This window comes from Clostridioides sp. ES-W-0016-02 (assembly GCF_020641035.1).
In the GTDB taxonomy this organism is placed as follows: Bacteria; Bacillota; Clostridia; order Peptostreptococcales; family Peptostreptococcaceae; genus Clostridioides.
The window spans coordinates 653,172-666,834 of sequence record NZ_CP061361.1; the positions used below are offsets into that span (position 1 = coordinate 653,172).

Genomic DNA, 13,663 nt, shown 5'->3' on the forward strand with positions numbered 1-13,663 from the left:
ACTAGTAATATATTTATATCTTTTATAATTAAAAGTATATTTCTAACTGACAATATCGTTGCAATCTAATATAAAAATAAAAGACTTAATAATATTAAAATATAAAACTTAAGAGGAAAGCGAGATTAATTTATATGGTTAAATCAAAAGCTGTTGAAATAGAGCAGGCTATTTTAGGCACAATTATTTTAGACAATAAATTAAACTACAAACTAGATGACTTAAATGAAAATATGTTTATGAATTCTACATGCATTGAAATATTTAAAATCATGAAAGAACTTAGAAAAGAAAATATAATAATTGATGTAGCAACTGTAAAATCAAAGATAGATGAGAAATCTTTAGCAATTAAAATGAGTAGTTTAACTAGTGTAATTACATGGGGTCAAACTTTTGGTATTGATGGTTATATAAAAATTTTAAAAGAAAACTTAGCAAGAAGAAGCATAAATCAAAATTGTCAAAGACTCTTGGAAGGCATAAACTTTGGAGAAAATATTGATACTTGCATCTATAAATTTGAAAATAATATAAGAAAAATCTTGGATAAAGATACTTATGAAAATGATGATGTACATAGCATAGCAGAAAAAGTCCTTGATTTTTTAGAAAGTAAAAAGGATGTTGGATTTAAGTTTGGGATAAGTTTGCTTGATTCGACTATAGGAGGTATTTTTAAAGGAGAGCTAACGACAATAGCAGCTAAATCAGGGGTTGGAAAAACTGCTTTAGCTCTTCAAATAATGTTAAATTCGGCCAAGCAAGGGAAAAAGACTCTATTTATAAGTAGAGAAATGACAAGTGAGCAAGTGTTTATGAGAAATATATGCAAGATAACAGGAGTAAGTACAAGAAATATGAAATCTAAAGAGATAAGTGAAAGTGATTGGAAACTAATTGTAAATGCAATAGGGGATTTACGTGAGAATAACTTAATTTATATAAATGACAAGATAGACACAATCAGTGCAATTAGAAAGAGGATAAGGCAAATAAAGCCAGACTTATTAATTGTTGATTATGTGCAACTTCTTACATCTCAAAAAAGTATGGAAAAAAGAGAAAGAGAAGTAGCCACTTTTTCTAGAGAATTAAAAAGTATGACTTTGGATTTTGATATACCAATAATTCAGTTAAGTCAATTAAATGATGAAATGAAAGATTTTAGACCTTATGGAGATAGACCTATGAGGGATAGTAAAGCCATCTACCACGATAGCAACAATGTGGTTTATATACATCAATTAAAAGGGAGTGATTATGAAGAAGCAGTAAAAGATATAAGAGAAAGTGAGGAATTAGTTAGAGAAGCAGAGTACAGGGGAATTAAGATTGTTGATTTAATAGTTGCGAAGTGTAGGGATGGACAGACTAGGCATAAGCATTTTTGTTACTATGGGGATAGGTTGCATTTTCAAGAACTAAATTATTAGAGTAATGAGATAGCCATAACAAGCTTATTGAAAGTCGAAAAATAATATAAAATATGAGGTGAAAAGATGTTAGAATTAGAGGAAATCATAGAATTGCTTGAAGAACACAATATAGAAGTGAGTATTCCAAAGGAGTTACATAAGTATAATTTATTGGAGTATCTGAAATTGTGTCAACAAAGTGGGGGAACATATTTTTATATTAAGACAGTGGAGGGTGCTTTAAAAGAGGCTAGAAATGAGCTTATGATTAAATTGTTTAATGGAAAAAATTATATGGAATTAGCTAGAATGTTTGATATGAGTGTTATTAATGTCAGGTACATTGTTAGAAAAAAATAGATATATTGTGGATAAGGTAAGTGTGATGTGTATAAAGTTACGACTATAAATAAGTTTAAACTGTGAATAATAGAGTAAGACTGTGTATAAAGTTATGATTATTTGAACAACTCAATGTCGCTTATTTACTTAAAATCCTTCTACAATTAGAGTATAATTTCTAATCTCGATATCTTATGTGATTAAGTCACAGATAAAAAGTAAATATATTGTTATAATTCTTATAGATTAATAATACAGGGAGGTTATTATGTCTAATAAAAAAAAGAAGTATGCAAATATTTTAGAAAATGAGTGTGTAGCCTGTGGTAGCTGTATAAAAGTTTGTCCAAGGAGAGCTATCTCAGTACCATATGGTATTAGTGCAAAAATTGATAAAGACTTATGTGTTGGATGTGGTATTTGTAAGAAGGTATGTCCAGCATCTGTGATTGAGATTATAACAATATTAAAAGAGGAAGAAGGTAAGTGTCATGAATAATAAAAAACACTGGTATGACTATTTATGGATTTTTTCTTCTATATATTTGATATTGGGATTTGTAAATATTATTTTCGCTTGGATTGGGTTAATTTGTTTCTTTGTTCCATTACTTATTTCTATTATTAAAGGAAATAAAGCGTACTGCAATAAGTATTGTGGAAGAGGACAGCTGTTTAATTTGCTTGGAAATAAATTAAAGTTGTCAAGAAATAAAGATATTCCTAAATTTATTAGAAGTAAGTGGTTTAGATATGGTTTTTTGACGTTTTTTATGGTGATGTTCGCTAATATGCTTTTTTCAACTTATCTAGTGTTTGAGGGTAGTAGAAATTTTAAAGAGGTAGTGACTTTGCTTTGGACTATAAAGATGCCTTGGCAATGGGCATATCATGGGACTTTAGTTTCACCTTGGGTGGTACAGTTTGCGTTTGGTTTTTATAGTGTTATGCTTACATCGACTGTTCTTGGATTGATTACGATGATACTATTTAAGCCTCGTTCATGGTGTGTTTATTGTCCTATGGGTACTATGACTCAGATGATATGTAAGGCAAAGAGTAAGTCTATATAGATAGAGTTTATGTGAATATGTAAGGAGTATAGATAGAGTTTGTATAAAATAAACTTGTCTATGCTTCTTTTTTATGTGTAAGAGCATTAATTAAGTAGATAAATTAAAAAGAGTGGATACAAGGAATTTAGATAGCAATAATAATTAAATAATAAGATAGAATATAAAGCAATGAAAGAGGCAGAAAGGGAAAGAAAAAGAGGGTGAAGGAGATAGGAAAATAACTATATAATAGGTAAAATATGTAGGAATTATATGTTATAATAGTTTTAGCAAGAAGATGTAATCTACAATTTATAGAGTGGAGTTCATACAAAAGGTTATCCTCCCAACGTATAGAAGGGAGGTGAGTATGTGTGGATAATTTTTTACAAGGTGTACTAGCAAGTTTAGTTGCCAGTTTAATAGTTTACTTAACTGATAAATTGTTTAAAAAAGTAAAAAGCCACTCTGGCAGGAGTGACTTTAGTTTTGAACTAAAGATTAAGTTCAAAAAGAAACACTAATTTACGAACTCCACTCTACTGCAAATAGATTGTAGTTCTTCTTGCTTTTATTATATCACAAATTAGAAAAAATATGTAAAGTACTTGTTTTAATCGCAGGTACTTTTTTATGTAAAAATAAATTTGCATACAGCCTTTTTGGTATACAGAATTAGTAAGTTTGAAATAACATTCATATAAAAACTTTAGTTGACTTTAAAATCAATATATTGAAGGCATTTTAAAGTCAATTATTAATTTTTCATGATTTCTAAAGTATTTTATATCATCCATATCATGAGTAATTATTATAGCACTCTTATTTTCCATCTTTCTTATTACAAAATCCATAACCTTATACTTAGTTTCTGTATCCAGCCCTTTAAATGGCTCATCCATTATAAGCAAGTCAAAATCATATAATAAAGCTCTTAATATTGCAACCCTTCTTTTCATACCACCACTTAATTCCCTTACTCTTTTATTCATACAACCATTTAAGCCCAATACCTCTAAGGCACTTTCAATTTCTGAATTACCCAGATTTTCACATACCAACTTTATATTCAATGACACACTTAGATTTTCACACAAACTATCATCTTGGAATACTGCACTAATCTTTTTATTACTAATACCTACAATTTTTCCGCTATCTGCTTTCTCCAAACCCATTAATATTCTTATCAATGTTGTCTTACCAATACCAGAGGTTCCTGTTATAAATGAGATAGCATTATCTTTAAATACATTATTAAAATTATCTAAAACAACCTTATCATTATATTTTTTACTTAGATTCTCAATTACTATATCCATTTAGTTTATCTCCAATCTTTTTAATAAATAGTCTATTAATGATAAAAATCCCTTTTGAAAGCAAATACTTATTATAATGATAACTATAGTCCATGCAAATAAATCTGGTGTATTTAAGTATACTTTAGCTTTGTATAAGTTTTCACCTATAGAATTAGCAGGCATTCCTATTATCTCTGCTGCTATTCCAGATTTCCAACATAGACCTAAAGAAACACTACATGCTGCTCTTAGATATGGTGCTACCTCAGACAAATATATGTACCTTATTTTTTTTATCTTACTGACTTTAAATACTTTTGCCATATCATTTAACTCTCTAGATATACTATTTATTCCATCTAGGATATTTCTATATACTACTGGCAATACCATCAAGAAGGATATAAAAATAGACAGGTTCTTTGAAGATATCCATATTAGAGATAATATTATGAACGAAGCTACTGGTATAGATTGTATTGTAAGTATTAAGGGTTCAATAAGTATCCTAAAATTTTTTTTATTAGATGCTATTATGGCAGATATTATTCCAATGATAAAGGCTAATATAAATCCTGTTGTTATTTTCAGAAAAGAAAAGAGTATAGATTGCCAAAACTCAAACTTCATAGATAATTCGAATAACCTTTTCAAAGATGAAAAAGGAGATACTAAAAGTATCTCCTGACCAATTATCATACTACTTATTTGCCAAACGATAAGCCAAAAGATTATTGCTAGTATATGAGTTTTACTAATTTTCTTGTGTATAGTAGAAATCTTCACCTGGCATCTTTCCTCCTATTGACTTTGGATTAGCATCATAAAGTACTTGTAAGTATCCACTTAATTTATCTTTCATTGTATTACCTTCTATAAATGTTATATTACACTTTGGAATTGCTTTTTTTGCTATCTGTGCTGGAACTATTTCATTTTCCTCAATAAGTTTTGAAGCTTCTTCTATATTATTGTTTGTAAAATCAACTGATTCCTTATATTCTTCTAAGAAACTTTTAACCTTTTCTGGATATTTATCAACAAACTCTTTTCGTGCAACAACAACTCCTGTTACTAAAGCACTTTCAGTATTTTTATCTTTATTTAAAGTATCCCATTCTTTTGTCAAATCCAAAGCTACTCTTAAGTTATCACTCTTAGTCAATGCTGTTGTTACAAAAGGTTGGGGAAGTAGTGCTATTCCATTTTTATCGTTTAATAATGCCGCCAAACATTCTGTATGTTCTGATTTGTATTCTATGTTGACATCTTTAGTTGGGTCAATTCCATTTTCTTTCAATATGTAATTCAAAGCATACTCAGGAGTAGAGCCTTTACCACTAGAATAAATAGTTTTGCCTTTTAAATCATTTACATTGTTTATAGAATTTCCATTCTCAATTATGTATAAAACTCCTAAAGTATTAATGGCTAGTGTTTCTATTTCACCATTGCTATTATTATATAAAACAGATGATAGATTTGCGGGAATAGCAGCAATATCTAGTTCTTTATTCACAAGCTTAGGTGTAATTTCGTCAACAGAATTTGCTATTGAAAATTCATAATCTTTTTCTTTTTTATCCTTTTCATCGCCAATCATCTTAACCATTCCCATTCCTGTAGGACCTTTTAGTGCTGTCACCTTTGCAACTACTTTAGTTTCTTCTTTTGTTTGTTTTTCTGGTGGGTTTGATGCACAACCTACCAATGAAATTATTATTAATGATGCCAGTAATAATATTGATAATTTCTTTTTCATAAAACCTTCCTCCTAGTATTTAATTTTATATAGAATCTGTTATTTAAGTTTATATTTCATATAGAATTTGTGTTAACTTTTCTTTATTCAATATTTTTATACACTTTTTACCAAACTCTAAACAATTTTCATTTTGTAATGATTGTAATTCCCTATATAAAGATGCTCGACTTACACTAATCCTTTTACTTAACTCCTCCTTAGAACATTCTAATAGGATAGTGTCATTTTTACTAGTTTTTTCTAGTAAATATTCAATAACTTTCTTTTTACTAGACTGTATATTTAAAAACTCTATCTTTCTCAGTAAAAATTGTATTTTTCTATTACAATATCTTGAATACTCTAAAGCTACAGAAATGTCCAACTTCATCATATCTATAAAGCATTTTTTTGGATAAAAAACTACATAAACATCACTTTTGCATTTTAGTACAGTATCTAAGGATTCTTCATCAAATATATTAGAAATTCCAAAAACATCTCCTTCCTTTAGAATAGACATGTTAACTTCAGTTCCATCACTCGATATACAATAGATGGATACTTGTCCTGCTTTAACTACACCTACATAATATTCTTTATCAAAAAAATCACTTATAAATTGACCTTTTTTATAACTCTTTGCTTTTATCTTATCTTCTACAATGTATCTTTCAGAAAATAACTTACTATTTATTAGTACTTCCTTCTCATTCAAAGTCATCACCTTTTCTGATAAATATTCACTTTGATTGCAATAATATCACAGTATTTACCAAAATTCAATAATATTGATAATTATTTTCAATCAAGTTTATTTATTAATTGTCTCATCTGATACAATTTTTAGTAGTTTTTAATGCTATCATATCTCTTAACAAAATATGAAAGGAGACTTTACATAAGCCATGAAAACTATATTAATTTCTGGGTCATCCTCTGTAGGGAAGACCGCTTTAATAAAACATTTAATTCCATATCTTAAGTCTAATGGGCTTAACCCTTCAATATGTAAGATAGATTGTTTAGCTACTGATGATGATTTAATATATAAAAAATTGAATATACCTTATATTGTTGGACTTAGTAAAGACATATGTCCAGACCATTTTCTTATATCAAACATAAACGAACTTATACTTTGGGCTAAAAATAAAAGTAGCGATATTTTACTAATAGAAACTGCTGGGCTTTGCAATAGGTGTTCACCTGCAACAAATAAAACACTACACATATGTGTATGTGATTGTACATCTAGCTTTAAGACTCCTCAAAAACTAGGTCCTATGTTAAGTGAAAGTGATGCCATAGTTCTAAGTAAAATAGACATGGTATCACAAGCAGAAAGAGAGATAATATCATTCAATATAAAAAAAATAAATCCTAATTCTAATATATTCTTTATAGATGGATTAGTTGGTTTTGGTGTAGAGCTAATTTCAAACTATATAAACAATGCTAATATTCTAAACAATGACGAACATTTATTGAGACATACAATGCCAAGTGGGGTGTGTTCTTATTGTATTGGAGAATGTAGAATTGGTGATGAATTCCAACAAGGCATAGTTTCTAAAATGAATTTTAGAGGTGAATTTTAATGAAAAGTATAACCATATATCCTGGAAAAAACAAACTTGGTAATACAGAGAACTTTGAATCTCTAACTTTTTATAGAGGTCATATTTATTCCATTGTAGGTAATACTGGTTCTGGTAAAAGCAGGTTAATCAAAGATATAGAGCAGTTTGTCAATAAAGATTCTTTGACTAATCGAAAAGTAGTCATTGATAATATGGAAGTTGCTATTGAGGAAAGAAATAAATTTTCTACAAATCTCATTTCTCATCTTAGCCAAAATATGAGGTTTGTTCTTGATTCTACAGTCGAGGAATTTTTAGTTATACATAAAGAATGTAAAAACAATACTTCTGTCTCAATAAAAGAAGTATTAGATGTAGCAAATTCCATAACAGCAGAACCTATTTCCCTATCTCAAGACCTTACATCATTGAGTGGGGGACAGACACGTGCCTTAATGATTGCAGATGTTGCTCTCATTTCAAATAATCCTATTGTTTTGATAGATGAAATAGAGAATGCTGGAATAAATAAAAATGTTGCTTTAGACATCTTATTGAGAAGTGATAAACTGATTTTTATAGTTACTCATGACCCTCATACAGCACTTATAGCAGAGAAGCGTATAATAATGAAAAATGGTTCAATCTTCAAAGTAATCAATAAGACTAACGAAGAAAAAGAAATCTTAGGCAAACTTAAAGATATATATGAATTTCAACTAGAATGTCAATATAAATTAAGAAAAGGAGAGACTCTTCATGAAAAATGTTAGGTTGTATTGGAGCAATATTTGTATACTTCATAAATATGAGAAAAACTATTTAGATAATTTAATTATGTCTTTAAAAGAGAAGGATATTAATTTAGAGGTAACTTATTTTGGTATAGGTTATCCTTACAAACTTAATGAATATTTAAAAAAAACAGACGCTTTAATTCCAGATATTATAGTTTCTACAGATTTAGAAGTGTATGAAGACAAGAATATCTATTCAAAGTTTTCAAGTAACTTATATCCATTATCGAATTATTTCAATATTAAGAGTGAGATTAAATCATCATCTATATATTTTGATGAAAGATTACTTCCATTTTTAGTTATACCATTAGTATTTTCTTATAACCAGAATTACAAGGGTTTGATAGATTCTATAAAAAACGTAATTGACACTGATACAAAAACTGTCATTGGTGGTATAAATAACTCTGGTGCGAAATCTGTTGTTAAAGCCATTTGGAGTAGGTATGGAAAAGAGTATGTAGAGAGATTTTTGTCCAATTCAACTATACTAGATATGCCAATACAATCATTTAATGATGTAAAAAATGGTTCGGATAGATTAGCTATAACTCCTAGTATATATGCAAAGCGTGCTAATAATGAAGATTTATTTATGTCATATCCTGATGATGGGGCTATAGCATTGCCATCTTATATTACTGCAAGTAAATCATTAGACGAAAAGACTATGTTAGAGGTATTAAAATCTCTTGTATCTAAGGAGTTTTGTAATTCTTTTGTGAAGTCTGCATCATTACTATCTTGCATCTATGATACTATAGATGATAGTCTTATTAAAGATAATCAGTATAAGTTTTTATATCCTTCTAAAAAATGGTTAGATACAGTTACGACTGAAGAATTTTTTGAGGTTTATAATATGTATATATAATATATTTATTTTTACTTATTGTTTGTGACTAATAGTATTTTATATTTATGGATATATATAATTAGGCTAAGTAATCTTATTGAATCATCTTAGAGGAGAATTGTTTCAATGTCTAATGGTACTGTCGATTAATTATAATATTCATAGTCGATATAATTATAATGTGAGTTTTGTTTTTTAACAGAGCAATTATCATATAGATTAGGGGTTCTTAGGAACTCCTTTTCTGTTTTTATATAAAAAAAGAAGAAGATTCAAATTTTTATTTTGAGACATCACCTTTTATCATGGTAAAATGAGAGTATAAGATATTGATACAATACATATATATCGTTATGTGAATAATTTATCAGATATACTAAGTTTCAAGTCATTAAAAATTTACATCAATATAATGAAGCTTGTATTTGAAAGTGTTTTTGATTTAAAAATGATAAGAATCCAACTAAAGGAGTAGATTTAGTTAAATCAAAACAAATTTAAAATAAAAATTATGATGAAGAGTAAATAATAAAACTATTAGAAGTATGCAAAGATACTGAATTAGAACTTCACATAAACTTAAATATTAGTCTGGGTATGAGAACATCCAAAATATTACGTCCGTCATGGGAGAATGTAGATTTTGAAAGAAAAACAATTTCAATTGAGAAAATTACTGCAAAAGTAAATAGTAAAGTAATTCTGAGGTGAATATTTTTAAAATCCTGTGAGTAGAAAATTGAGTGTCACTCTGAAGACATTATTTTGTGTGAAAAAATAATATAAAAAATAGACTAACAAAAGGAGGTTTTATGATATGAAAAATGAGATAGTAGTCATTGCTCCCTCTAAGTTATTTTCAGATACTGTATATGAAGTACTTGAAGAATTACATATAAAAATTCCATCATACATTGCTACAGGTAAAGAAACTATAGAACTAGCAGATAACATAATTAACTTAGGCACTAAAGTAATAATTACTCGTGGACAAAATGTTGATTTATTGCGTAAACATGTCTCAATTCCTATAGTGGATGTTGGATACAAATACGAAGACATATTTTATTCATATAAAAAAGCACTTAAGTATTCTTCAAAAATAGGATTTATAGGTTTAGAATCATCATATAAAACTGCTAAACGATTTAAAGAAATCTCCAATTTTGATTTAGAAATACCTAAGTTAAATTCTCTTTCTGAATTTGAAGATACAATAAAAGAATTAATTGATAATGGCACTGAGATTTTCATAGGTGGTAAAACAACAAAAGAAATCACCTCTAAATACAATAAACTCTGTATAGAGACTGAAGTTGAAAAGTCTTCTATTCATGCGTCTATCAATGAAGCAATTCATCTATATAACATAGGAATTGAAAAGAGAATAAATAACTCTATTACAGAAGAAATTCTAGAATGTACACATAGTGGTATAATTGCCATTGATAAAAATCACTCACCACTTTTTATAAATAATCAAGCAAAAAGGTTACTATTTAACCAAGTTGATAAATTTATAAAAGATTATTTAACTTCTGGTGATATTTCAGATTCACTAAAAAATGGGCACTCTATATGTAACAATATAATTAATTTTAAAGGTTCTTCCCTTACATTTGATTGTTTCCCGATTATAATTGATAGTTTGCATTTTGGATGTGTTGCAACCATACAAGATATCGAAAATATTCAATCAACAGAAAAAGAAATAAGAGAGAGTTTAATTTCAAAATCTCATTGTGCAAAGAACAATTTTAACGATATATTGGGTTCAAGTGATGCATTAATGCACTCGGTAAACATGGCTAAGAAATTTGCTAAATCTAATTCTACAATCATAATTACTGGTGAATCTGGTACTGGAAAAGAAATATTTGCTCAAAGTATTCATAACTATAGCAATAGATTTAATGGACCTTTTGTGGCTATAAACTGTGCAGCTATACCTGAAAATATACTTGAAAGTGAATTATTCGGATATGTAAAGGGAGCTTTTACAGGTGCTAGAAATGAAGGGAAAGCAGGTGTCTTTGAATTGGCACATAATGGGACTATATTTTTAGATGAAATTGGAGAAATTTCTAAAGATGTTCAAGTCAAACTACTTCGAGTATTACAGGAGAGGGAAGTCACTAGAATAGGGGATACTAAAGTTGTACCTATTAATGTAAGAGTTATAACAGCTACTAATAAAGATTTAGTGGAGCAGATTGATAATAATAATTTTAGAGAAGATTTATTTTACAGACTTTGTGTGTTGAAGTTAGATTTACCTCCTCTTAGAGAGCGAAAAGAAGATATCGAACAACTTACATATGCTATTATATCTCATTATAACAAACCAGTGTCAATATCTGATTCTGCACTTAAAATTTTAAGTAGATATGACTTTCCTGGTAATATAAGACAATTAAAAAATATAGTAGAAAGACTAGTAGTTATGTGTGATGATAATTTTATAGATGAGTACTTAGTTTCTGAAATTTTAACTTCTGAGCCACATTTTCGAAAGGATATAAGTTTAACTCCTACAATAGATTATTCTCCTATTTTGGAAGAGAATAAAATCGTAGATTATGAAAAAAAATTAATTCTTGAGACGTTAGAGAAAAATAATGGAGTAAAATCTGTTACTGCAAGTCAGTTGGGTATCAGTACTACTACTCTTTGGCGTAAACTTAAAAAGTATCAACTTTCAGATTAAATATTTATTGAATAAAATAAAAGAGGCTGTTACATAACAATTTAGAATTGTTGTGTAACAGCACCTGTTATTTTAAAATTTTTATATATAAATATTTTATATACATAGAGTAGAAGTCATTTATTACTAAACTCTGTAAACATCATCTATAATTTGTACACCTTTTTTTTCTAATGTTTCATTTACCCATTCTCTATTTGCAGTTCCTTCAGAAGCCTTTACCACTTTAGCATGGTCTTGTTTAGCATTTGCTTCTGCTTTATCAATAAGGTCTACTGCATCATTTTTAGGGATTACGATTACACCATCTTTGTCTCCTAATATTATATCTCCTGGATTAACAGCAATTCCTCCTATAGATATAGGTACATTCACTTCACCAGGACCTTCTTTATATGGGCCACCTGGAGTAGTTCCTGTAGCATATATTGGACAACTAGACTTTGATATAACATCAATATCTCTTATTGGACCATCTATTACAATTCCTGATACTTTTTTGAAATCTGCAAGATATTTGTACATGATTTCTCCCATGATGGCTTGTGTTCTATCTCCATTATTAGATAGTATTATTACATCGCCTTCTTGAGCTATATTAAGAGCTTGATGAAGCATTAAATTATCTCCTGGTCTTGATTTTACTGTTAACGCAACTCCACACATTTTGTTTTTTGGTGAAGACATTAACTTTATTTCTGAACTTAATGCACTTGACCTATACATACAATCTCCTACATTAGCTGCTGGTAATACACTAAATCTTTTTACAAGTTCTTTATCTGGTAAATCTCTTTTTAAATATACTCTATTTCCTATTGTCATTTTAAGTTCCTCCTAATAAGTGTTTATTGTTTACTAATCATTGTATATCGTTGCATTGTCCCAATCTATTGATTTTACTGGCCAAGTAGGGTTTTTACCTTCAAATACCTCATTAACTCCAATTGCAGAGTGTAAAGAGGCTCTATTAGTAGCTTCTTTAGTTGCTGCTCCTATATGAGGAGATACCACAACATTATCTAAATACAATATAGGGTTTTTAGAATCTACTGGCTCTTGTTGTAATACATCTAAGCCAGCACCTGCTATAATATTATCTCTACATGCTTCATATAAAGCTTGTTCATCTACAACACTTCCTCTTGCTGCATTTATAAAAAATGCTGTTTCTTTCATCATACTAAACTGTTCTTTTCCTATAAAATGTTTAGTGACAGAAGTTGTTGGACAGTGAACAGAAACAAAATCACTTTCTTTATATATTTTGCTTATATCTCTAGTTACTTCTACACCTTGTGGGAAGTCTTTAGATGGTTTATATGGGTCATATGCAACCACTTTCATATTGAATCCATCCATACACATCTTAGCAACTCTTGAGCCTATGTTTCCACATCCAATAATTCCTACAGTTTTTCCATCAAGCTCACATTTAGGAGTTCTCAGCTTAGCTTTATAATAGTCCTCTATAAAACTTTTTCTTACTTTTGTATAATTTCTAGAGCAGTATAACATATACATTAGTGTTACTTCTGCAACAGAAGTACTATTTGCTACTGGACAATACAATACTTGAACACCAAATTCTTTTGCTGCATCTAAATCTACAGTATCAAATCCTGCTCCATGACGTACTATTACTTTTAAGTTATCAGCAGCTTCAAATACCTCTCTTGTTATTTTAGATAACCTAACTATAATTGCATCAATACCTTTTATATCATTTATTATATCTTTAGTCTCCATGCCTGAACCAGTTATCAGTTCATGTCCTCTACTTTCTAAGTAATCTCTTCCTTCTTGCATTATTTCTTGTGGTAATAATATTTTCCAACCCATTTTTTTCCTCCT

The 13,663-nt window shown here is 28.7% G+C and carries 15 protein-coding genes; 9 read left to right on the plus strand and 6 right to left on the minus strand.

Features of this window, described 5'->3' with window-relative positions; genetic code table 11:
* Positions 1-134: 134 nt before the first annotated feature.
* The 5 genes from IC758_RS03380 (at position 135) to IC758_RS03400 (ending at position 3,339) form a co-directional block, all read left to right on the plus strand.
* Complete coding sequence (locus IC758_RS03380) at positions 135-1,436, plus strand: replicative DNA helicase (RefSeq protein WP_227860754.1); 1,302 nt, start codon at positions 135-137, stop codon at positions 1,434-1,436.
* Positions 1,437-1,502: 66 nt separating this feature from the next.
* Positions 1,503-1,778, plus strand: a complete 276-nt coding sequence (locus IC758_RS03385) for a Mor transcription activator family protein (RefSeq protein ID WP_227433541.1) — start codon at positions 1,503-1,505, stop codon at positions 1,776-1,778.
* Between the two features lie 250 nt (positions 1,779-2,028).
* Positions 2,029-2,259 (plus strand): 4Fe-4S dicluster-binding protein, encoded by a 231-nt coding sequence (locus IC758_RS03390; RefSeq protein WP_227824657.1) that lies wholly within the window; start codon positions 2,029-2,031, stop codon positions 2,257-2,259.
* Positions 2,252-2,833, plus strand: a complete 582-nt coding sequence (locus IC758_RS03395; RefSeq protein WP_227433539.1) for a 4Fe-4S binding protein — start codon at positions 2,252-2,254, stop codon at positions 2,831-2,833. Before IC758_RS03390 ends, IC758_RS03395 begins: the two co-directional genes overlap by 8 nt.
* A 356-nt stretch (positions 2,834-3,189) precedes the next feature.
* Entirely contained in the window at positions 3,190-3,339 is a 150-nt protein-coding gene (locus IC758_RS03400) for a type I toxin-antitoxin system toxin (protein ID WP_227433538.1), read from the plus strand.
* A 201-nt stretch (positions 3,340-3,540) separates the two neighbouring features.
* On the opposite strand, the gene IC758_RS03405 is transcribed toward IC758_RS03400, so the two are convergent.
* From IC758_RS03405 to IC758_RS03420, 4 genes are read right to left on the minus strand one after another with little or no spacing between them, the layout of a single operon-like run.
* A complete protein-coding gene (locus IC758_RS03405; RefSeq protein ID WP_227433537.1) occupies positions 3,541-4,137 on the minus strand; it encodes an ATP-binding cassette domain-containing protein in 597 nt (198 codons plus the stop codon).
* The gene (locus IC758_RS03410) at positions 4,138-4,905 is read right to left on the minus strand and encodes an ABC transporter permease subunit (RefSeq protein ID WP_227433536.1); all 768 of its coding nucleotides are present in this window, start codon (positions 4,903-4,905) and stop codon (positions 4,138-4,140) included.
* Positions 4,874-5,881 (minus strand): ABC transporter substrate-binding protein, encoded by a 1,008-nt coding sequence (locus tag IC758_RS03415; RefSeq protein ID WP_227831340.1) that lies wholly within the window; start codon positions 5,879-5,881, stop codon positions 4,874-4,876. The genes IC758_RS03410 and IC758_RS03415 overlap by 32 nt, the downstream gene beginning before the upstream one ends.
* A gap of 49 nt (positions 5,882-5,930) precedes the next feature.
* Positions 5,931-6,581 (minus strand): Crp/Fnr family transcriptional regulator, encoded by a 651-nt coding sequence (locus IC758_RS03420; RefSeq protein ID WP_227433534.1) that lies wholly within the window; start codon positions 6,579-6,581, stop codon positions 5,931-5,933.
* A gap of 190 nt (positions 6,582-6,771) precedes the next feature.
* Between IC758_RS03420 and IC758_RS03425 the strand changes: the two genes are divergently transcribed.
* From IC758_RS03425 to IC758_RS03440, 4 genes are all read left to right on the plus strand, one after another.
* The gene (locus tag IC758_RS03425) at positions 6,772-7,464 is read left to right on the plus strand and encodes a GTP-binding protein (RefSeq protein WP_227433533.1); all 693 of its coding nucleotides are present in this window, start codon (positions 6,772-6,774) and stop codon (positions 7,462-7,464) included.
* Positions 7,464-8,219: an ATP-binding cassette domain-containing protein gene (locus tag IC758_RS03430; protein WP_227835869.1), complete on the plus strand. Its 756-nt coding sequence runs from the start codon at positions 7,464-7,466 to the stop codon at positions 8,217-8,219. The genes IC758_RS03425 and IC758_RS03430 overlap by 1 nt, the downstream gene beginning before the upstream one ends.
* Entirely contained in the window at positions 8,206-9,120 is a 915-nt protein-coding gene (locus IC758_RS03435; RefSeq protein ID WP_227831338.1) for a hypothetical protein, read from the plus strand. Before IC758_RS03430 ends, IC758_RS03435 begins: the two co-directional genes overlap by 14 nt.
* Before the next feature lie 799 nt (positions 9,121-9,919).
* A complete protein-coding gene (locus tag IC758_RS03440) occupies positions 9,920-11,809 on the plus strand; it encodes a sigma 54-interacting transcriptional regulator (protein ID WP_227483054.1) in 1,890 nt (629 codons plus the stop codon).
* 126 nt (positions 11,810-11,935) lie between these two features.
* Here the strand turns inward: IC758_RS03440 and IC758_RS03445 are convergent, their stop codons facing one another.
* Both IC758_RS03445 and IC758_RS03450 read right to left on the minus strand, forming a co-directional pair.
* A complete protein-coding gene (locus tag IC758_RS03445; RefSeq protein WP_227433529.1) occupies positions 11,936-12,634 on the minus strand; it encodes an RraA family protein in 699 nt (232 codons plus the stop codon).
* 33 nt (positions 12,635-12,667) lie between these two features.
* A complete protein-coding gene (locus IC758_RS03450; protein WP_227831337.1) occupies positions 12,668-13,651 on the minus strand; it encodes a hydroxyacid dehydrogenase in 984 nt (327 codons plus the stop codon).
* Between the last annotated feature and the right edge of the window lie 12 nt (positions 13,652-13,663).

What these genes read in the sequence shown, in the direction of transcription:
- IC758_RS03440 (WP_227483054.1), top strand. Translation starts at nt 9,920, where the DNA reads ATGAAAAATGAGATAGTAGTCATTGCTCCCTCTAAGTTATTTTCAGAT.
- IC758_RS03390 (WP_227824657.1), top strand. Translation starts at nt 2,029, where the DNA reads ATGTCTAATAAAAAAAAGAAGTATGCAAATATTTTAGAAAATGAGTGT.
- IC758_RS03405 (WP_227433537.1), bottom strand. Translation starts at nt 4,137, where the DNA reads ATGGATATAGTAATTGAGAATCTAAGTAAAAAATATAATGATAAGGTT.
- IC758_RS03450 (WP_227831337.1), bottom strand. Translation starts at nt 13,651, where the DNA reads ATGGGTTGGAAAATATTATTACCACAAGAAATAATGCAAGAAGGAAGA.
- IC758_RS03430 (WP_227835869.1), top strand. Translation starts at nt 7,464, where the DNA reads ATGAAAAGTATAACCATATATCCTGGAAAAAACAAACTTGGTAATACA.
- IC758_RS03395 (WP_227433539.1), top strand. Translation starts at nt 2,252, where the DNA reads ATGAATAATAAAAAACACTGGTATGACTATTTATGGATTTTTTCTTCT.
- IC758_RS03445 (WP_227433529.1), bottom strand. Translation starts at nt 12,634, where the DNA reads ATGACAATAGGAAATAGAGTATATTTAAAAAGAGATTTACCAGATAAA.
- IC758_RS03415 (WP_227831340.1), bottom strand. Translation starts at nt 5,881, where the DNA reads ATGAAAAAGAAATTATCAATATTATTACTGGCATCATTAATAATAATT.
- IC758_RS03425 (WP_227433533.1), top strand. Translation starts at nt 6,772, where the DNA reads ATGAAAACTATATTAATTTCTGGGTCATCCTCTGTAGGGAAGACCGCT.
- IC758_RS03385 (WP_227433541.1), top strand. Translation starts at nt 1,503, where the DNA reads ATGTTAGAATTAGAGGAAATCATAGAATTGCTTGAAGAACACAATATA.
- IC758_RS03380 (WP_227860754.1), top strand. Translation starts at nt 135, where the DNA reads ATGGTTAAATCAAAAGCTGTTGAAATAGAGCAGGCTATTTTAGGCACA.
- IC758_RS03435 (WP_227831338.1), top strand. Translation starts at nt 8,206, where the DNA reads ATGAAAAATGTTAGGTTGTATTGGAGCAATATTTGTATACTTCATAAA.